Source organism: Pedobacter sp. AJM (assembly GCF_002197755.1).
Lineage (GTDB): Bacteria > Bacteroidota > Bacteroidia > Sphingobacteriales > Sphingobacteriaceae > Pedobacter.
The window spans coordinates 390700-411136 of sequence record NZ_NHOT01000002.1 but is presented as its reverse complement, the minus strand read 5'-3'; the positions used below and the strand labels follow the sequence as shown (position 1 = coordinate 411136).

Sequence of the window (20437 nt, the reverse complement as noted above, 5' to 3'; positions counted from 1 at the left end):
TTTTGCATCAATCGAAATGAGAAAAGTTAAACAAGTTTCATATAACCCTGTGACAAAGCCCTGAATTCTTTCAGTGACTCTTTTCTCCCTTAGCATAATCCCTTGCTAGGGCAATGCCCCTTATTTTATAATTTTTGACCTTTAATTTTATTGGTATGTTCTTACGTACACGTTTTTTTGACTTATCTCAAAAAGTCAACTACAAAACCGAAATTTTGGCTGGCATCACTGTGGCCATGACCATGATGCCTGAATCGCTCTCCTTCGCTATCCTTGCGGGTTTCCCCCCCTTGGTCGGTCTTTATGCAGCTTTTATTATGGGGCTTGTAACCTCAGTTCTGGGCGGTCGTCCAGGTCTGATCTCAGGCGGTGCAGGAGCAGTCGTAGTTGTGCTGATTGCTTTGATGCAGGCGCATGGAATTGAATATGTATTCGCCGCTGTAGCCCTCGCCGGCGCCTTTCAGATCCTGGTAGGTCTTTTCAAGCTTGGGAAATTTATCAGACTTGTTCCCCAACCGGTAATGTATGGCTTTGTTAATGGACTGGCAGTTATTATATTCATGGCCCAGATTGAACAGTTCAAAACCATCATCAATGGAAAAGAGGCCTGGTTGACCGGTAGCCCACTTTTAATCATGGCCGGGTTGGTTGCGCTTACCATTGCTATCGTACTATTCTTTCCAAAGATAACAAAGGCGGTACCACCATCCCTGGTTGCTATTATTGTTGTTTTTCTTGTCGTCCTCGGGTTCGGTATCGATACTAAAACAGTAAGCGATATTGCCTCTGTCAGCGGAGGGTTTCCACCATTTCACATTCCTCAGATTCCATTGACATTTGAAACCTTTCAAATTATATTGCCCTATGCCGCGATCATGGCAGGAGTTGGGCTTACCGAGGGGCTGTTAACACTTAACCTAGTAGACGAAATTACTGCAACCAGGGGGAATGGTAACCGTGAATCAATAGCTCAGGGTATTGCCAATATTCTGAATGGCTTTTTCTATGGTATGGGAGGATGTCCAATGATTGCTCAGACTTTGGTAAATCTTTCAGCAGGGGCGAGAGCCCGCCTGTCGGGCATAGTGGCAGCACTCACTATTTTGCTTATCATTCTGTTTGGCGCACCGATAATTGGTTTAGTTCCAATGGCTGCCCTTACAGGCGTGATGATCATGGTGGCCGTAGGAACCTTTGAGTGGATCAGTTTACGGATCATCAATAAAATGCCAAAACAAGATATATTTATTGGCATACTGGTGGCTGCGATCACCATTTGGCTTCATAACCTCGCCCTTGCAGTTTTAATTGGTGTAATTATATCGGCACTTGTTTTTGCCTGGGAGAGTGCAAAAAGGATTCGTGCAAGAAAATTCGTGGATGGAAGTGGCACCAAGCACTACGAAATTTATGGGCCATTGTTTTTTGGTTCAGTTACAGCGTTCACTGAAAAGTTCGATGTTAATGAAGACCCATCTGAAGTAATTGTTGATTTTAAGGACAGTCGAGTGTCGGATATGTCTGCTATTGAAGCATTAAACAAGTTAACAGAACGATACCATCTCGCGGGTAAAAAACTTCATTTAAAACATTTAAGCGAAGATTGTAGGCTACTACTTAAAAACGCTGAAAGTGTTATTGATGTTAATATATATGAAGATCCGACATATCGTGTCGCTATTGACAAATCTTAAGTATAAATTAGAAATTTGGATGGAGCTTTTTATATAGCTCCTCCAGTATTTCCGTTATCATTATTCCCTCGTTTTTTGAAAGATGACTGCTAGTCCTATCACTATTCCACCGTTTTTTGATAGAAATTGAGATGAGTATTTGATAAACAGTTATAGAACTATTGTGTCTTTTCTAGCAGGCCAGCGATGAAGTAAAGTCTACAGTTGTTTCCTTTCAACCATCAAGAAAAAGGAAGAATACAAGTTATCCTATGAGAGATTTTTGGCTATATTGTAATCACCTACATTTATTGAAATGAAAAACGACAAAACATCACAAAACTACACGTTAAACAGACGTAATTTTGTTACTGGAATTATCCCGGTGATAGCTGGCGCAACAATACCATCCTGGGCTTCGGCGAAGGAGATTCAACAAACCAGAGAAGACAATGACTTTCCAGGACTTATTACGCGAGAGAAAAAGCCATTAAATATGGAGTTTCCATTTCCTACGTTAAAAAACAGGATTACTCCAAATAACCAGTTCTTCATCAGGAGTCATTTTAATATTCCCAATATTGATGCTACAAATTGGGAATTAGAGATTGGCGGCAACACCAATCATGTCATAAAGATCAATCTGAGCGAACTTAAAAAGCTTCCTGCAAAAAAGGTAATGGCTACTATAGAATGTGCCGGAAACGGACGTGCTAACCTCGCCCCAAAAGTGAAGGGTTTAGGATGGGAACAAGGTGGGATCAGCAATGCTGAATGGACAGGAGTACCTTTATCCGTATTGTTAAAGAAGGCTGGCATAAAGGTGGGTACGGTAGACATTATTTTGGAAGGGAATGATGAGGGGATGATTACAGAAGAGCCGAAATCACCAGGAAAAATCAAATTCGCCCGAAGCATTCCGTTAAATATAGCAATGCAGGATCACATCATCATCGCCTATGAAATGAATGGAAAACCATTGAGTGCTGAACATGGTTTCCCGGCAAGGGCAATTATTCCAGGATGGTATGGTATGGCATCTGTGAAATGGCTGATGAAAATTACTGCATCTGAAAAGCCGTTTGATGGCTATTGGCAGACGATTGAATATGCTTACTGGAAGCGTGTTGAAGGACTACCTACCTTGACGCCCGTAACCACTACATTGGTTAAGTCTGAAATATCAAGGCCGGTATTGTTTGAAGCGGTGCCGGCTGGAAAACCTTATCAAGTAAGGGGTGCAGGATGGTCAGGTGATAGTAACCTATCGAAAGTAGAAATAAGCACGGATAAAGGAAATTCATGGCAACCAGCAAAATTAATTGGTCCTGCTATCCCTTTCGCCTGGCAGCTATTTGAATTTGAATGGGTGGTTCCTGCTAAGACTGGAAGATATAGTTTAATGGCTAGAGCGACAGATCAAAATGGCAAAACGCAACCCATGGAGCATGATTTAGACAGAAGAACTTACATGGTTAATTTTATCTCGCCAATTGATGTAGATGTAATATAGCTCAATAAGAACAAATTTCAGGATCTTGCGGTTATCGCATAAGGCTTGTTTGGCATAAACAGTTTATCACAATTAATATTCTACATCAAACCATGATCAGATTCACGTCTATACTTCTACTATTTGCTAGTTTCTCTGCACGAGCACAACATGAACACATGCAAATGGCAACTAAAAAAAATGTCTTCCTTGGGCAAATGGCTCATATGATGATGAAGATGGATGAAATATCAGCTACCACATCTGCAGACAGAGATTTCATACAAATGATGATCCCACATCACCAGGGTGCTATTGATATGGCAGAAGAAGAGATTAAGACCGGAAAAAATAAAGAAATGATTCAGCTAGCTAAAAGTATCAAAGCTGAGCAACAAACCCAGATTCAGCAAATGCGACTCCTGCTCAGCCATCCTGAAGGATTTATCGCTACAGGCAACCAACATCAAAACGCCAACCAGAAGATGATGAAAGTGATGATGGAACAAATGCCTGAAGAAAAACAATTGTCTGATACTGATCTGTCCTTTGCAAGGATAATGCTTCCTCACCATCAGGCTGCCATCGACATGGCTAAAGTTGAGTTGCGGTATGGAAAAAATAAAAATGTAAAAAGACTGGCCGAGAATATTATCTCAGATGAACAGATAGAAATCCAACAAATGAAGACATTTACAAACTCCCATTAACATATGAAAAAGATATCCTTGTTTACGCTATTAATATTCAGTTTTGCCCTACAATCAAAAGCACAATCAATCTATGCCCAAGACAGGGTTTATACAGGCAATCAGATATCTAATACGGTTTCTGTCTTAGATCCCTCAACACAAACGCTATTAGGAAATATTGTTCTTGGTAAACCCCAACCTGATATCTTAAGTCCTCTATATAAGGGACAGGCCCTGGTTCATGGCCTGGGTTATTCCCCTAAAAGGCAATTACTAGCAGCGGTTTCCATTGGATCAAATTCAGTAACCTTTATTTCAACAGCAAAAAATAAAGTTTTAAAAACTGTTTATATCGGACGTTCACCGCATGAGGCAACCTTTAACCCTTCAGGATCACAGGCATGGATATCGGTAAGAGGAGAATCGTATATCAGCGTAATTGATGCAAATAAACTGATTGAAATCAAGCAAATTCCAGTAGCCGACGGCCCGGGAATGGTTGCTTTTACTCCAGATGGAAAATGGGCTTATATTTGTTCCAGCTTTACTGCAGAAGTGGATGTAGTGAATGCAACTTCTTATGCTATTGTAAAGCGTATTCCAGTAGTTAGTCCATTTTCTCCAAATATATTCTGTAGTCCTGATGGGAAATGGATTGCATTGACACATAAGGATGTAGGGAAGATCACTGTCATCAGCACGGAGACAAATACGATACATACAGTACTAAATACAGGTCCAATTACCAACCATGTCACTTTTACTTTAGTTAATGATTCACCTGTGATGCTGGCAACCATTGGCGGAGAAAACAGCTTAAAAGTATTTAGTGTTTCACAAGATTTCAAGCTTACTGATAGCGTTGCGACAGGATCATTGCCACATGGCGTCTGGACTTCGGCAGATGGTAAATTTGCATATGTCGGATTAGAAAATGATGACCAGGTACAAGTGGTTGATCTGGTAAAAATGGCCGTTGTAAAAACCATTGCTATTGGACAATGTCCGCAAGCATTGTTGTACGCCGCTAATGCCAGCCCTGCAAATGCCTCAAAAGAAAATTTAACCCCGCTTAATCTTGCAGACAAAAGTCAGGTGATTAAATTGATGAATAAGGATAATTCAATGTCATCAGGCATGCTAAACGTAAGAAGCGTAGGCTTGACTGATCTTGTCCAACAGGACTTTAAAAAACTCGAGCCAAATACTTCGTATACTTTAGCGTTAACCAACTCCTCAAATGATACGTTTAACGCAGATTATGTCATCAATTCTTTTAAGACCGATGAAAAAGGAGCTTTTAGCGGTCAATCCTCGGGGATAATTAAGAGTGTAGGAACAGGTGGCGCCGATTATAAACATGTGGTTCTTATTGATGATCTTTCAAAAAAGCTGGTGATGATCAGTAACTAATGTATTTTAAACCAAAGATATAACTGCCCATAATGCAGCACTTGAAATTACTATCCATAAAATTACGCCTTGTAACAGTGGCATTATCCCCACTGCTTTCAAGATAGTAAATGAGAGTCCGCTTCCTATCAGGAACAAGGTTAAAGTTAAGCCTGCTTTTGCTAATGCTACAAAGTAGGGCGCAAAAGGCTTAATAAAAGGTAAGTAGGTGTTGGCGATCATTGCCAGGATAAATAGCCCTATAAAATAGGGTATACTAACTTTGCTATTGTTGCTTTTGAACAGGAAAGATGTACCAAACGCTACGGGAACAATCCATAGTGCTCTGGCTAACTTAACAGTTGTGGCTATCTGTAGTGCTTGTTCACCATATTTACTGGCTGCCCCAACAACAGAACTGGTATCGTGAATAGCAATGGCACACCACATACCAAATTGTGACTGTGACAAGTTAAGCGCATGTCCGATAGCGGGGAAAAGAAATAAGGCCACCGAGTTGAGTATAAAAACAGTACCCATTGCAACGGAGATCTGTTTTTCTTCTGCGTTCATTACAGGCGACAATGCAGCAATAGCACTTCCACCACAGATCGCCGTTCCAGCTGATATCAAAAAAGATGTTTTACGTTCTATTTTAAATACTTTTCCCAGGATAAAACCAATGATAAGCACTCCGAAAATAGAAACTACGGTAAACAGTACGCCTTCTTTTCCTGCTTTCATTGCACTGAATACATTCATTCCAAATCCTAGCCCGACAACAGAAATTTTTAGCAGCAGGTTTGTGGCCTTGTGATTTAAATGCAGATAGGGATGTTCCATTAGTTGCGCCAATACTAATCCTAGCAATAAGGCTAAAGGAGGCGACATAAATGGAAAGAGGCACAGCAAAACTGCCAGGATGAAGATAATTTTACGGGTGTTTAAATTTAAGTTTAGCAGGTTACCCGCCTTTATTTTAGAAGAATTTGAATTGTCTTTGATTTGTGTCATAATTTTGATTGTCTTTATTTTCTAATTCAAAGATCCATAACTAATAAACCCCGATCAAATCATTAAAACTTATCTTCCATAACTTCATGTTATAGAAGATAAGTTTTTAGACATTATTTATTCCCAACCCCATTTTTTGAAAATGAGATGTCCTTTATCGGATTGCATAAACTTGATAAAATCCTCAGTTTCCGACTTATGCGTACCAGTGCTACCCCTCACTACAGGTGTACCTCTATAGACTGTTTGTGTAACAGGAATCCTAACCATTGAGGTGAGGTCTGGTAAACGGTTATGCCAGGAGCCAAATGTTATCCAGGCATCATATTGAGGATCATTTTTCCATGCAGCAATACCCAATGCCGAATTTGCAAATGTACCTGCTATACGCTGCTGTATGTTTGCAATCAGATCTTGTCGACCTGCCAAATCTTCCCAAAGCCCCATTTGCCCAGCCCCATTCACATCAAGAATTTTCACACCTGGTTTACAGAGATCGCCCAGATTTTTGATGTTTTTAGGATTGCCGGGCCGTACCAGGATCGCTGCCGCACGTTTATATAACTCTGTCCGAGAGTTCGCCACTATCATGTTTGGGTGGTCAGACATGAATTTTGAAAGCATGTATTCTGCTCCTCCAAAGAACAGATCTGCATGTTTCATTGCATCCGGCATCCATTCATTATCTGGCCCGGCAGTGACTTTAATTACGATATCATGCTGCTTTCCAAAAACCTTCGCACATTCATTGATCGGTCCGAGCGGCCCACCGGGACCATAGACATATAAAGTATCGTTTGGGATTTGTGCATTCCCAATGGTCACTACAGCAACGACTGACAATATGGTTAAAAATATATTTTTCATTGTGTTTATGTTTAAGGTAAATCAAAACCAAACTTTTTGTAGATGGCAGCAGCCTGCGGACTGATCAAAAAATCCATAAAATCTTTTGCAGCGGCCGGATGTGGCGCATCTTTTAACTGTCCCGCTATATATTGCGCATGGATATTCTCTTTTTCAGGAATTTCAATGAGCTCAACAGGATGGCCAATCATTTTCTGATAGTAGGCCTCAGTATACCATACTGGAGCGGCGTCACTTTCGTTGTATAGGATCCTCATTGGTGATTGGCGATGATGGATCATGGTAAGATAAGTAGTCTTATCTTTAACTTTATCTTCCATGATGGTAGATTTTAATGTTTCCCCTCCAGCTTTCACATAGGCTTCTTCAATACGTTTACCGATCCCTTCATTCTCTGGATTGGGCATACTGATCCTCAGCTCTTTATTTGCTAAATCTTTGAGTGACTTCAATGCCTTCGGATTTCCCTTTTGGACCATGATTGCCAACCTGTTTCTAGCATATAAAGTCGTTTTGCTAAACCATTCAGGGGTCATGTCTATCCGGTTCTTACCAGCTGTATAAACATCCGGCTTTAAGGTAATTCTCATGTTGCCCACCACAATGCTACCGGTTTTTATTTGTTGGGCTAAAATGCCTGGGGGAAGCGTTTCGGCAAATACCCGCTGATAATGTGGATATGACTTTTTAAAGGCTGCAATTAATTCGTCAATGCACATAAACTGGTTACCGGCAAAGAAAACCACCAGTTGGGGATCATTAATGTCTCCAAAAAGATCAGGCACATTGTCTACTCCAGGTACTGTGAACTGAACTTTACTTTCAGGTGGAGTATTCCAGGGCGGATCAAAGCGATGATCCTGGGCCTTAACATTTCCACAAAGCAATAAAAATGCAACTGTGGCTAAAAAGGTGTGATTTATATATTTCATGATTTTCTAATTATTTGGTTTAAGGATGTACAACTGCCCATCCCTGATATTGACGGATGATGATTTCACCATTGCCGCTGGGTACATAACTGATAAAATCAAATAAGGTATTTTTTTCGATTTTCCTTTCTCTGACGGTATTTTCACATTGTGCAAGAATTACTCCTCTGGATTGCAGTTCTAACAATGTTTTTTCAAAAGATCCGTTCTTCTGGTAAACAGCTACGCCATCTCCAAAGGCAATAAGTTCTGCATTGATTTTCCCTTTTAACCTGGGATCGTCGAGTGCATTTTTTAGGTTTCGAAGTGTTCCTGCAATCTTTTTCTCATCACCGTTATTGATTACATACAGTGCCTTATAATTTTTCAGGGTGGCTTTTGCCCCTGTAAAATTAGCAGGTGTAGCTTGGGCAAAAGTGGCCGAGGTTGCTGCGATCAGCAAAAATAATGTACAGATTAAGGTTATTTTTTTCATGATTTTAGATTTTGATGATTTATTTAGTTGTTAGTTTTACTTGTTTTTCGGAGGTTACAATTGGTGCAAATGGACCATACTTATGTTGATTTTCAGAAAATTTGTCGGCATATGGTCCGTATGGCGCATCAAAAGGTTTTTTTAACAAATCAGGGTAATCTTTTCCCTGATCTTTATGTGGTCTTGGCTGTGAGTTCACAAAAGCAGCGAGATCCCAGGCCTCCTCATCACTTAACTGCGCATCTCCATATCTGGCACCATATGGCATATTGTTCTTTACGAACCCCGCAAAGTTACTGAGTCTATACATCCCTGCGCCATCATTGTAGCTGTGTTTGCCCCATAATGGCGGATAAACATAAGTTAGTTTGTCTTCATCGAGTATTCCCTCACCATTTGCACCATGACAACTTTGACATTTACTGGTATATAAAATCGCTCCATGTTTGACATTCGCTGCCCTATCCAGGAATTTTAATTTTTCGGTTCCCGTTCCAAACACTTTCTCCCCTTTTTTTACACCTGTTCCAAGCCATTTCATATAAGCCAGCATTGCCTGTATCTCTTTACTAGATTCGTCTGGTACTTTGCCTGCAAGACTTCGATTGAAGCACTCTGCAATACGTGCCGATGCAGGTTCAACCTTTCCTGATCTGCCACTCATTTTAGGAAAACTGGAAATAAAACCAGCATAATTATTTCCGAACAGTTTGGTTCCACCCTCGAGGTGACAATTCTGACAATTCATACCATTTGTAATACGGGCTATGGATCCATTTGGCCCAAAATATTTGCTCGTATGTGCTATTAATTCTTTGCCATACCTGATCATCTGGCCGTACTTGGTGTCCGCCGGAATCGTATTTTCATCAGGCGCTTTCCAGGCATCAGCAGGTACAACCTGGCTTTTGACGTTAACAGCAGCTATACCGGTTTCCACATCCTGTTTGGTTTTTGCTGTCACTACATCTGGCTGCCCATTAAAAAATAAAGTGCAGATGAAAATGGTTCCACAAGCAACAAATAGAAACGCAATGATAGCCGTTGTCCTGGCTGTATATATAAGTGCTTGTCTGATTTCTTTTTCTGTTGATTCCTTATTCATAACCAATATTTTTCTGTTACAAATGTGCATTTATTCTACTCATCAGAAAAAGCATAAAAAGTTATTGATGATAACGTAAGGTTATGATGTCAGTACCCGTTGAAACAAATTGTTTGTATCTTAGGTTATCTACTAAAACCGTGTATGATAGATTTCCGTTTGCAAGTATTTTATGCTGTCGCTAAAAGGCTGAATTTTACAAAGGCCTCGGCAGAGTTATTTATCAGTCAGCCTGCTGTAACCAAACACATTAAAGAATTAGAGCAGGAGTTCAAAATGTCATTATTTGAACGCAGTGGAAACAAAAAAATCAGCCTCACCCCAGCCGGCGAATTATTGTTGCATTACGCAGAACAGATTTTTGGAACTTACCGGGAACTGGAATATGATATGAATCTACTTACTAAACAGCATAAAGGAATATTGAGGATTGGTGCCAGCAGTACTGTGGCACAATATATCATTCCACCTGTATTGGCACAGTTTCACAATAAGTTTAAGGATATACAAATTCAACTGGTTACCGGAAACACAGAAGATGTAGAGCAGCGTTTGATTGCTAAGGAAATAGATTTTGGAATCATTGAAGGCATCTCCCGGAACCCACAGATTAAATACGAACAATATCTAAAAGACGAGCTGGTGCTGGTGTGTTCTGGTCACAATTATGCCATGAAAAAGGAAATGATCAAACCGAATGAGTTGAAGGATTATGATTTATTACTTCGTGAACCTGGTTCTGGTACACTAGATGTTATTGCATATGCTTTAAAAGCACACCAGATAAAGGTGGGGGACTTAAATATAGAAATGCAGTTAGGTAGTACCGAAAGCATTAAATCCTATTTGATTCACAGCAAATGCCTGGCTTTTTTATCTATCCACTCCATATTGAAAGAGCTCAAGAATAATGAATGCCGCATCATAGATATCAAGGATATGGTTATCGAAAGGCCGTTTCATTTCATTCAGCTTCATGGTCAGCAGGACGCTCTGGCGGAACTATTTATGCGCTTCGCTAAAAGCTACAACTATAATGTATAGTGTTACCGAAATTTCGAGGCAATATCAGCCAGCTAAAGTGCTGCTGCTCTTTGTTTCTGAAGCTCCTGGAGGTGACGATAAACATTTTTACCTGGGAAATACTAATCTGTTTCGAACAATTTATCTTGCATTTAGTGAGGTATTTGGCGATTTTAAATCTGTAGAAGATTTTTTGCAGTTCTTTAAAGGCACGGGATGCTTTTTGGAACATCTAACTTGTACACCTATTGATAAATCGTCAGTTAAAATCAGAAAAAACCAGAGGCAGGGGGGAATAGAGCAATTAGCTCATAAAATCAGAACATATCAACCCCGATTAATCATGATCCTAATGAAAAGCATTGAACAAGAGGTTAAAGAATCTATTGACCTATCAGGCTTATCGTTTATCGAAGAAATTGCAGTTACCTGCTATCCTGCCGGCACTGAATCAAACAGGCTTACTTGCATCCGGGATACCAGGGTTATCATCTCCAAACTGGCATCGATATTGACATAACATGCAAATATATTGCTGTAATATACCGATACAGAACAAGATGAAAATTCAAGATCAGGAAAACACCAAACAGCATGCAGGAGACCATTTGGCTAATGAAAGAACATTTTTGGCCTGGATCAGAACCAGTATTGGTATCATGGGATTTGGCTTCGTGGTGATGAAATTCTCGCTATTTATCAAGCAGATCAGTGCCGCACTGGGGAGTAAAGTGCCCCTGCACCAAACCGGAGATTCCCGCATTATCGGGATTTTTCTAGTTGCCCTGGGAGCAATTACTATCATTTGTTCTTACTTAAGATATAATTCAACGAAAGAACAACTGAATCAGGGGGTGTATTACCATTCAACACTTTTTGTTAAAGTTTTAACCGCTTTAGTTTTCATCGCCAGTATACTTTTACTGCTCTACCTTATTAAAACAACATAGGCAGTTAAATCATCTGTACTTGATGCTTTAGAAAAGAGAGGAAGGAAAGCGGTCGATATAGCGTTGTTTTTTGATATAAATTGCTGATTGCATTGGTCAAGGATCTTATAAAAATTTCACCTCTTTATGATAATCCACAGGAACAGGATAAGTCAATATTTTATGTTCCCGTAAATATTTTGGGTACCGCAATACGCTGTGAAGAATATATACCTGAATGGCCACTGAAAAAATAGGCTGTAAAACAGGCTACCGCAAAAAACATGGTGTATTCACTACCAAAAAGTTCTATACCCATAATCGTACAGGCAAGGGGTGTATTCGTTGCACCAGCAAAAACAGCAATAAATCCAAGGGCAGCAAACAAACTAACTGGAGCATTTAATAAGGTCGAAAGTGCATTGCCTAATGTTGCGCCAATATAAAACAAAGGCGTTACCTCACCACCTTTAAATCCAGTTCCTAATGTTAAAGTTGTGTAAATGGTCTTCCATAACCAGCTCCAAGTATCTGCTCCACCAGGCTGAAAAGCAGAGGGAATTGTAACGGCTCCTTGGTATTCGCTATCCACGCCCAAACTTAAGTAATCCGGTTTCCCGATGGCGTAAGTCAAGCCTATAATAATCAGACCACCGATAACAGGAATAAGCCACTGGATCTTACATACTTTAGAAAAAAAGGCCTTGATCTCATGCACCATTACAGCAAACAGGTAGCTGGCCAGACCAAACAATGTGGATGCTAGAATAACCTTACTAAGCAGGAGTAGGTTTACCGGCAGGTATTCAGATAGAAAGTAGGCACTTTTCTCTATGAGATCGATGTGATAAGCGGTATGATGGATGCCCCAGGCAGAGACAGTAAGATCACCAAGCACGCTGGCAATTAATGCGGGAAGTAAAGCCTTGTACTCTATTCTTCCAATGGCCAGAACTTCCATTGCAAATATGGCACCGGTGAGCGGTGTTCCGAACACCGCCCCAAACCCGGCTGCAATTCCCGCGGTAAGGAGCATCTTGGTGTCTACCTCATTTAGCTTAAACCAGCGGCTAAACATTCCTGCGATGCTTCCTCCGATTTGTACCGCGGTTCCCTCTCTTCCAGCCGATCCGCCAAACAAATGGGTAATCACTGTAGTTATTAAGATTACTGGCGCCATCTGCCTGGGCACTCCACCACCCGGCCTATGGATTTCATCCATGATCAGGTTATTTCCTTTTTCTGAGGACCTACCAACTGACTGATAAATCAGGTGGATCACAATACCTGCTAAAGGTAGCAGAAAAATGAGACAGGTATGCTGAAAGCGAAAGTGAATGGCCCAGCCTAGCAGCCAAAGGAACAAGGCAACCATACTTCCTATTGCAATGGCAACAGGAAGTATAAGCAGCGTCCATCGAACCGCATATTTAAAAACCGAAAGGTGTTCAAATAAAAATTTATTATGTTTCATTGTAGGTTAGCGGCTGATTTATAATTTTTTATAAAAAGTATTGATTCCTGCAAATGATGCCCTATCACCAAGTTCTTCTTCTATCCGAAGCAACTGGTTAAATTTAGATACCCTTTCAGAGCGGCAGCCACTTCCTGTTTTGATGTGCCCCGCACCGGTAGCGACAACCAGATCCGCAATTGTCGTGTCTTCAGTTTCACCACTGCGGTGAGAAATAAAGCAATTGTAACCGTTTTTTTGGGCTAGTTCTACGGCCTTTAGCGTTTCGGAAACTGTACCGATCTGGTTCAATTTAATCAGTACGCTGTTTGCAATGCCCTGGTCGATTCCCTGCTGGATAATACTCGGGTTGGTGCAGAATATATCATCTCCAACCAATTCCACTTTGTCTCCCAAAAGGCTGGTCAGCTTTTTCCATCCCTCCCAATCGTTTTCGCCCAACCCGTCTTCCAACAGGATAATTGGGTACTCTTTTAACCATCCTTCCCAAAAGCCAATCATTTCATCTGTTGTGATCCGTTCTTTAGAACTTTTATAAAATTCATATTTTCCATTATTCCACATTTCGCTGGTCGCTGGGTCAAGACAAAGGGAAATATCCTTGCCTGGAGCAAAACCGGCAATATGTATCGCTTCCATGATGATTTGGACGGCTTCCTCATTAGAACTCAGATTTGGCGCAAACCCACCTTCGTCACCAACTCCGGTATAATAGCCTTTCGCTTTTAGCAGACTTCTCAGGGAATGAAAAACAGCTTCGCCCATACGGATACTTTCCTTAAACGAGGGGGCGTTATGAGGGGCAATCATAAATTCCTGAAAATCGATGTTGTTATCAGAATGCCTTCCCCCATTAATGACATTCATGCACGGTACGGGCATTACGTAACCTTCCCTTTCCACTAGCTGCCTATACAAGGGAATCCCTTTTGCAACGGCCGAAGCCCGGGCGAAGGCGATTGAGGCCGCAAGCATCGCATTTGCGCCGAGCCTTGATTTATTCTCGGTTCCATCCAGACCAATTATATGATCATCGAAGGCCTGCTGACCCTCAAAGGATAAGCCGGTGACTGATTTGCCGACTTCGACGTTAATCCCTTTTACTGCTTTTTCCACGCCTTTACCATTATAGCGCTCTGGATCACCATCTCTAAGCTCTACGGCTTCTTTTTCACCCGTACTTGCCCCGGATGGAGAAATACCCCTTGCTGTTGTTCCGTTAAGAGTGACTTCTACTTCTACTGTCGGATTGCCCCTGGAATCCAAAATTTCACGGGCATGAATTTTAGTTAATTTCATAGTTTTTTGTTTTATATTGATTTTTAGTATTTCGGTTGCTTACAAATAATTGAGTTTCTCAAAAGATCAAAACCAGTGTTCCCCCAATGATCAGCAGGGCACCAAAGAATACTTTCAGGGTAAGAGCTTCTTTCAGGAACACCATTGCAAGTATAATAGTTAGGGCAACACTCAACTTATCAACAGGGGCGACCTGGGACACTTTCCCGATCTGCAAAGCCTTGTAGTAGAATATCCAGGACAAGCCGGTGGCAAGGCCAGATAAAAAAAGAAATAGCAGGTTATGCTTTGACAGTTCCGTAATTCCTTTAAGTTCGCCTCTGGCCATTACGATCCCCCAGGCTACAATCAGTATTACCACCGTTCGTATGGCAGTAGCCAAATCAGAATTGACATTGGTTACGCCGACTTTTGCAAAGATGGCCGTAAGGGAAGCAAAGAAAGCTGATAATAGCGCGTAGATCCACCACATAGTTTTATGTTAATTTTCCGTTATTGAATAATTCCAAAGTAAATGAGTACAAGAACCGTTGCTCCGGCAATGATCCGGTAAATGCCGAACCAGCGGAAAGAATGCTTTTGAAGATAGGTGATGAAAGAGCGGATGGCCATCCATACATCCCACCCGCACCTGCTTTACTTAAATGAATGATCGTAGTTAGATTCGGTTCATGGGAAGGGCGTAGACGCTTAACGGTGTTTTTAATCAGTCCTGAAGCAATCTGATCTGCACTAGCAACTAGTAGCGCAATGGTAATAAGAACCTGCCAAATTTTTTTGCAGAAATTCTGGAAGAGGCAATAAATAATGAAGGCATAAAAAGGAAGCCAAAAACGCTTATCACTGGCCCAGTACATGATCGTATCCCAGAATGCATTATGGTGCTGATTTATCCACAAGAACCATTCAGTTTCAACCGGCAGGACCATTGCTAACACTGATCTCACTTTGGCAGACAGACAAAGTAAGACAAGCGCAATTAAGATAGCTGCCAGCAATAAGAGTTGAGAATTTATTTTTAATTTTTTCACCTACAATACTTTGACCGGCAGATTTTATTACCTGCTGGAATTTCTATTGTAGGCGCCATCAGCTTTTGAAAAAAGCGGTTGAATCGGAAGGACACCATTTCCGTATTGCAAATATAATACTAATAAAATGATGTGCAAAATCTTAAAGTAGGTGTTGAGAATTTAATTTATCACTATTCCTCCTTATTTGAATACGAGAACCAGTTTCTTATTCTTCTACCGTTTAAACAAGCATCATATCACGGGATTAAAGCTTTTCTTAAACAAAATGAAACCGCCTGGAAATAACCATGTTATCTATATAGGAATTTTTTTTATAACCCTAAAAAATTAAAGTTATGGGATACCATGAATGGAAAAACTGTATTGATGCATGCTTAAAGTGTGCTTCAATTTGCAATCATTGTGCAAGTTCATGCACTCAGGAAGAAGACGTGAAAATGATGGCGCGGTGTATTGAGCTTGATATGCAATGTGCAGCCATCTGCTACTCTGCCGCTCAATTGATGAGTATGGGTAGCTCTTTTGCTCAAGACATTTGCCGTATTTGCGCAGATATTTGCCAGCAATGCGGAGATGAGTGTAGTAATCATCATACCCAGCATTGTCAGGAATGTGCAGATGCTTGTAAGGCTTGTGCGGAAGAATGCAGAAGAATGACAGGAGTAGCTGCTTAAGATGCCAATCACCGTGAGCATTAATTGATTAAGGGCAGCATTCTAGTTGCCCTTTCATTTTTATAAATAGGCAAATTTATTCCATTCATTTTATTTTCATTATTCCCTCATTATTTGATATTTACCAAGGTTTGAGGTTGTTCTTGGTATGTCCTTTCTCTAGCCTTAAAAAAATGGGTTTTTTAGGATATGATTCTCATAAACTCATTCCATTATTCAAATAAGAATTTCAGTTTTTGATGATGAGTACTTGATAATTCGAATTCTATGAAAATGAAGGCTAGATGCGAGTTGAGGAATGCATTAAATAATGCATGAACTTTCAATTCCCGCTTCATCAAATTATTTCAAAAAACAAAAAATACAAATTTCATTTCAATGGCGGTGTTAAATCAATCACGTTGTTAAACCGAGGGTATGTACCTTCTAAATTAAATGCAAGCTACATGGCATTTGCGCATAATTGTAAAAAAATTTAGACCAAACGGATTTCCCCCCGTTTATCCTATAATTGAATAATATTCAAGCTGATCGATGTTCGCAATTGAAACTAATCCACATGCTTATTTGGCTAATTAGATAGCAGTTTATGGAGTTCAACACTGATGTCTAGACAATTGGTGTTTTATAAATAGTTGCGGTATATCTTAATTTTAGGGAAAATTCTAAAAAGTTCGAACCGAAAAATTCAATTTAATCTATTGTAAGTGACTTATTTTCAAGTTCTTAATGTTTAAAAAATAAGAGGCATACTTTTTAGATGCCTCATATTGCCACTTAGTAGCGGGGAGCAGGATCGAACTGCCGACCTCAGGGTTATGAATCCTGCGCTCTAACCATCTGAGCTACCCCGCCGGGTATAAATATTTGTGTATAATATCAAATATTTAGCTGGTTATTTTTTGGAGTTGCAAATATAGAATAATTTACCTTTCTTTAGAAAAATAAAATAAAAAAAATACATCCAGATTTATTCTGGTAATGAATGAACATGGCAGAAAAGAAAAAATTTACGCTTGAGTACGAGGTTAAATCGTCACCACGAATTTTGTATAGCTTTATCAGTGAGCCAAATGGCTTATCACAATGGTTTGCCGACGATGTAAATTTTCGCGATCAGGTTTATACCTTTACCTGGGATGATGAGCAACTGAAAGCCAAACTGGTTTCGATCAAAGAAAACAAACTGGTTAAGTTTAAGTGGTTGGATGACGAACCACAATGCTATTTTGAAATGGAAATTGTGCAGGACGAACTCACCAATGATGTAGCACTGGCCATTACCGATTTTACCACCGATGACTTACTGGCAGAGAAAAAATTGATCTGGGATAATCAAATTGATTATTTGATTAGCGTTTTAGGTGCCTAGTTTAATACCGTATTGCTTACCTTTGTAGGGTGAAAAAAATACACCTTCTTCTTATTAAAGCATTCATCAAGCCATTCCTTGCCACTTTTTTTGTGGTAATGTTTATCCTTTTGATGTTTTTCCTGTTTAAGTGGATTGATGATTTAATCGGCAAAGGCTTTGAGTGGTATACCATTTTAGAGCTGATGTATTATGCCTCGGCCGCTAACGTAGCCATGGCATTACCGCTGTCTGTCTTGCTTTCTTCCATCATGACATTTGGTACGCTGGGTGAAAATTATGAACTGGTAGCCATCAAATCTGCCGGTATTTCATTGCAGAAAGCCATGAGACCTTTGTTCGTGGTGATCATCATGCTCACCATCAGTTCCTTTCTTTTTTCCAATTACATGCTACCTAAGGCGAACCTGAAATTCAGTTCATTGCTTTACGACATCCGCAATAAAAAACTATCTTTTCTGATCAAACCCGGCGTATTCAATAATAGTATTCCGAATTTCTCCATCCGGGTAGATGCCAAAGATGAAAATGGAAAATTAAGCGGCATCCTCATATACGACCACAGGGGCAACAATGGGATTCCGAAAGTGATCATGGCCAAAGAAGGTGAAATGAATAAAACTTCTGATGGTAAATACCTGCTGCTTAAGTTAAAAGACGGCGTACAATATGAGGAGCAGGCCAGTACCAGTGGGGCGTACAATCCACGGCAGATTTTAAACCGCACCCGCTTTAAAGAAACAGAGCCGAGGTTTAGCCTCGAATCATTTGATATGAACAGAACAGACCCTAATGCTTTCGGAAACAGTACACCGATGCTGAATTTAAGGGGGATAGCTAAAAAAGGCGATTCATTAACCAGGGTACTGGATACCTTGGGGCGATACTCCGTAAGAATGGCCTCTGGTAACCTGAAACAATATACCACCACCAAGGGATACTCCAGTTTAAAGGTTACGCCGAAAAAAATCAGCGATAACATTATTAAAGATATTCCGAACGGGTCAAAACAGGCAAGCCTTGACAATGCCGTGAACATCGTGGCCGGAATGATGCAGAATTTATCTAACACGGCACCGCGACATGCCGATTTAGTAGGCGAATTTATCTTTACCCGGATAGAATACCAGCGAAAATTTACCCTGGCAGCTTCCTGTATCCTATTGTTTTTTATTGGTGCGCCTCTGGGTGCCATTATCCGCAAAGGGGGTATGGGCCTGCCGGTGGTGATTGCCATCTCGTTTTTCCTGGTGTACCACATCATCACCACAGTTGCTGAAAAATCAGCCCGTGAAGGTTCAACCAATCCAATCGTAGCCATGTGGATTGCCGTGATTGTATTGTCTCCGCTGGCAGCATTTTTAACTTATAAAGCTACGGTTGATTCGGCCTTGTTTGATGTCAATTATTATAAGCAGTTCTTCATTAAACTATTCCGGATTAAGCAAAAACAATAGCCGTTTTCCTTTACTTATAAATGATATTTTAAAGATTTTTTTGTCTGTTAAGGTTGTACCTTTGTATCGGCAAATTAGTTGTATGTTATTTAGCACCTTGTAAATAACCTGATCAGTCTAGATAAATATGCCTTGAACAAATGCAAACAAAATTAAACACCATAGAGGAAGCCATTGCTGATATTAAAGCAGGTAAAGTAATTATTGTTGTTGATGACGAAAACAGGGAGAATGAGGGCGATTTTCTTACCGCCGCAGAAAATGCAACGCCCGAAGTCATTAACTTTATGGCCACCTATGGGCGGGGTTTGATTTGCGCACCACTTACTGAAGAGCGTTGTAAGGAATTAAATCTGGATTTAATGGTGGGGAAAAACACAGCAGCCTACGAAACCAATTTTACGGTTTCAGTTGATTTAGTAGGCCATGGTTGTACCACGGGGATTTCGGCAAGCGACAGGTCAAAAACCATGCTAGCGCTGGTCAATCCTCAAACCAAACCGGAAGAACTGGGAAGACCAGGGCATATTTTTCCTTTAATTGCGAAGGATGGCGGCGTGATTCGTCGTGCTGGTCATACTGAGGCCGGGGTAGATTTGGCCCGTTTGGCGGGGATGAAACCTGCTGGCCTTTTGGTGGAAATCTTGAAAGAGGATGGCGAAATGGCCAGGCTCCCGGATCTGTTTAAAATTGCAGAACAACACCAGTTAAAGATCATTTCTATTGAAGACCTGATTGCTTACCGCTTAAACATAGACAGTTTAATTAAAAGGGAAGTAACCATTGATTTGCCGACAGAATGGGGCGATTTTAAAATGACAGCTTACACACAGCTGGATAACAATGCCACACACCTAGCCATTTCGAAAGGGGAATGGAAAGAGGATGAACCTGTACTGACCAGGGTACACAGCTCATGTGTTACTGGTGATATTTTTGGCTCCTGCCGCTGCGATTGCGGTCCGCAGTTGCATAAATCATTAGAAATGATTCAGAAAGAAGGCAAAGGCATTGTGGTGTACATGAACCAGGAGGGCAGGGGCATCGGACTGATTAATAAACTGCGCTCATATAATCTTCAGGATGCGGGTTTTGATACCGTTGAAGCCAATATTAAACTGGGTTTTAAAGGAGATGAACGCGATTATGGCGTGGGCGCACAGATACTCAGGTCAGAAGGTATTACCAAGATGCGTTTAATGAGCAATAATCCAACTAAAAGAGCCGGTTTGATTGGCTATGGTTTAGAGGTTATCGAAAATATTCCCATTGAAATTGAAAGCAACGTACATAATGAGCGTTACCTGAGAACCAAACGCGATAAAATGGGGCATTCCATTATGAAAGGATAGATGCTGTTTATGATTCAATCCGCAATCAGGCGTTCAGAATAATTAAGACCAGTGGTTTAACCACTGGTTTTTTTATTTACTGTATTTATGATTAGAGAAGTGTCGATCAAATAGAGATTGCTTTTTTCCAAGAGCCCTTTCCCTTCTGGGGTACATGCCGATTTTATATCGGTAACCGTGC

Annotated in this window: 20 protein-coding genes, 1 tRNA gene and 1 riboswitch; of the genes, 11 read left to right on the top strand and 10 right to left on the bottom strand. The window is 40.5% G+C overall.

Features of this window, described 5'->3' with window-relative positions; genetic code table 11:
• Window positions 1-155: 155 nt before the first annotated feature.
• The 4 genes from CBW18_RS05710 to CBW18_RS05695 all read left to right on the top strand — a co-directional run bounded on the left by CBW18_RS05710 (window position 156) and on the right by CBW18_RS05695 (window position 5270).
• Window positions 156-1694: a SulP family inorganic anion transporter gene (locus CBW18_RS05710; protein ID WP_088300340.1), complete on the top strand. Its 1539-nt coding sequence runs from the start codon at window positions 156-158 to the stop codon at window positions 1692-1694.
• A 295-nt stretch (window positions 1695-1989) separates the two neighbouring features.
• A complete protein-coding gene (locus tag CBW18_RS05705) occupies window positions 1990-3186 on the top strand; it encodes a sulfite oxidase (RefSeq protein WP_008245487.1) in 1197 nt (398 codons plus the stop codon).
• A 92-nt stretch (window positions 3187-3278) separates the two neighbouring features.
• Window positions 3279-3875 carry a DUF305 domain-containing protein gene (locus CBW18_RS05700; protein WP_082489588.1) on the top strand — a complete coding sequence of 199 codons (597 nt, stop codon included), beginning with the start codon at window positions 3279-3281 and terminating at the stop codon, window positions 3873-3875.
• A 3-nt stretch (window positions 3876-3878) separates the two neighbouring features.
• Window positions 3879-5270 (top strand): beta-propeller fold lactonase family protein, encoded by a 1392-nt coding sequence (locus CBW18_RS05695; protein ID WP_056095402.1) that lies wholly within the window; start codon window positions 3879-3881, stop codon window positions 5268-5270.
• Window positions 5271-5276: 6 nt separating this feature from the next.
• Here CBW18_RS05695 and CBW18_RS05690 read toward each other — a convergent pair whose 3' ends face one another.
• The 5 genes from CBW18_RS05690 to CBW18_RS05670 form a co-directional block, all read right to left on the bottom strand.
• Window positions 5277-6263: a YeiH family protein gene (locus tag CBW18_RS05690; RefSeq protein WP_008245480.1), complete on the bottom strand. Its 987-nt coding sequence runs from the start codon at window positions 6261-6263 to the stop codon at window positions 5277-5279.
• 117 nt (window positions 6264-6380) lie between these two features.
• Entirely contained in the window at window positions 6381-7130 is a 750-nt protein-coding gene (locus tag CBW18_RS05685; protein ID WP_008245473.1) for a substrate-binding domain-containing protein, read from the bottom strand.
• An 11-nt stretch (window positions 7131-7141) separates the two neighbouring features.
• Window positions 7142-8062: a substrate-binding domain-containing protein gene (locus CBW18_RS05680; protein ID WP_056870676.1), complete on the bottom strand. Its 921-nt coding sequence runs from the start codon at window positions 8060-8062 to the stop codon at window positions 7142-7144.
• Between the two features lie 19 nt (window positions 8063-8081).
• On the bottom strand, window positions 8082-8537 hold the full coding sequence (locus CBW18_RS05675) for a DsrE family protein (protein ID WP_008245470.1): 456 nt from the start codon (window positions 8535-8537) through the stop codon (window positions 8082-8084).
• A 19-nt stretch (window positions 8538-8556) separates the two neighbouring features.
• Entirely contained in the window at window positions 8557-9642 is a 1086-nt protein-coding gene (locus tag CBW18_RS05670; RefSeq protein ID WP_082491480.1) for a c-type cytochrome, read from the bottom strand.
• Window positions 9643-9786: 144 nt separating this feature from the next.
• Here CBW18_RS05670 and CBW18_RS05665 point away from each other — a divergent pair, with 144 nt between their 5' ends.
• Genes CBW18_RS05665 through CBW18_RS05655 form a run of 3 tightly spaced genes read left to right on the top strand, consistent with a single transcriptional unit; the run spans window position 9787 to window position 11615 of the window.
• The gene (locus CBW18_RS05665; protein WP_056095397.1) at window positions 9787-10686 is read left to right on the top strand and encodes a LysR family transcriptional regulator; all 900 of its coding nucleotides are present in this window, start codon (window positions 9787-9789) and stop codon (window positions 10684-10686) included.
• Complete coding sequence (locus CBW18_RS05660) at window positions 10679-11185, top strand: hypothetical protein (protein WP_056095394.1); 507 nt, start codon at window positions 10679-10681, stop codon at window positions 11183-11185. The genes CBW18_RS05665 and CBW18_RS05660 overlap by 8 nt, the downstream gene beginning before the upstream one ends.
• 40 nt (window positions 11186-11225) lie before the next feature.
• Window positions 11226-11615 carry a YidH family protein gene (locus tag CBW18_RS05655; protein ID WP_008245456.1) on the top strand — a complete coding sequence of 130 codons (390 nt, stop codon included), beginning with the start codon at window positions 11226-11228 and terminating at the stop codon, window positions 11613-11615.
• Between the two features lie 160 nt (window positions 11616-11775).
• Here CBW18_RS05655 and CBW18_RS05650 read toward each other — a convergent pair whose 3' ends face one another.
• Genes CBW18_RS05650 through CBW18_RS05635 form a run of 4 tightly spaced genes read right to left on the bottom strand, consistent with a single transcriptional unit; the run spans window position 11776 to window position 15398 of the window.
• On the bottom strand, window positions 11776-13068 hold the full coding sequence (locus CBW18_RS05650) for a voltage-gated chloride channel family protein (protein WP_008245455.1): 1293 nt from the start codon (window positions 13066-13068) through the stop codon (window positions 11776-11778).
• Window positions 13069-13086: 18 nt separating this feature from the next.
• Window positions 13087-14367, bottom strand: a complete 1281-nt coding sequence (gene eno / locus CBW18_RS05645) for a phosphopyruvate hydratase (RefSeq protein WP_008245454.1) — start codon at window positions 14365-14367, stop codon at window positions 13087-13089.
• 58 nt (window positions 14368-14425) lie between these two features.
• Window positions 14426-14839 (bottom strand): EamA family transporter, encoded by a 414-nt coding sequence (locus CBW18_RS05640; RefSeq protein WP_008245453.1) that lies wholly within the window; start codon window positions 14837-14839, stop codon window positions 14426-14428.
• Window positions 14840-14843: 4 nt separating this feature from the next.
• Entirely contained in the window at window positions 14844-15398 is a 555-nt protein-coding gene (locus CBW18_RS05635; RefSeq protein ID WP_124910972.1) for a hypothetical protein, read from the bottom strand.
• 42 nt (window positions 15399-15440) lie between these two features.
• A riboswitch (Fluoride riboswitch) is annotated at window positions 15441-15509 on the bottom strand.
• A 329-nt stretch (window positions 15510-15838) separates the two neighbouring features.
• Here CBW18_RS05635 and CBW18_RS05630 point away from each other — a divergent pair.
• Window positions 15839-16075, top strand: coding sequence for a four-helix bundle copper-binding protein (locus tag CBW18_RS05630; RefSeq protein ID WP_231459955.1), 237 nt, complete (start codon window positions 15839-15841; stop codon window positions 16073-16075).
• A 781-nt stretch (window positions 16076-16856) separates the two neighbouring features.
• Here the strand turns inward: CBW18_RS05630 and CBW18_RS05625 are convergent.
• A tRNA-Met gene (locus CBW18_RS05625) sits at window positions 16857-16930 on the bottom strand.
• 136 nt (window positions 16931-17066) lie between these two features.
• Between CBW18_RS05625 and CBW18_RS05620 the strand changes: the two genes are divergently transcribed.
• From CBW18_RS05620 to CBW18_RS05610, 3 genes are all read left to right on the top strand, one after another.
• Entirely contained in the window at window positions 17067-17447 is a 381-nt protein-coding gene (locus CBW18_RS05620) for an START-like domain-containing protein (RefSeq protein ID WP_029284154.1), read from the top strand.
• Window positions 17448-17476: 29 nt separating this feature from the next.
• Window positions 17477-18904, top strand: a complete 1428-nt coding sequence (locus tag CBW18_RS05615) for an LptF/LptG family permease (protein WP_088300339.1) — start codon at window positions 17477-17479, stop codon at window positions 18902-18904.
• Window positions 18905-19044: 140 nt separating this feature from the next.
• Window positions 19045-20256 (top strand): bifunctional 3,4-dihydroxy-2-butanone-4-phosphate synthase/GTP cyclohydrolase II, encoded by a 1212-nt coding sequence (locus CBW18_RS05610; protein WP_088300338.1) that lies wholly within the window; start codon window positions 19045-19047, stop codon window positions 20254-20256.
• Window positions 20257-20437 lie beyond the last annotated feature (181 nt).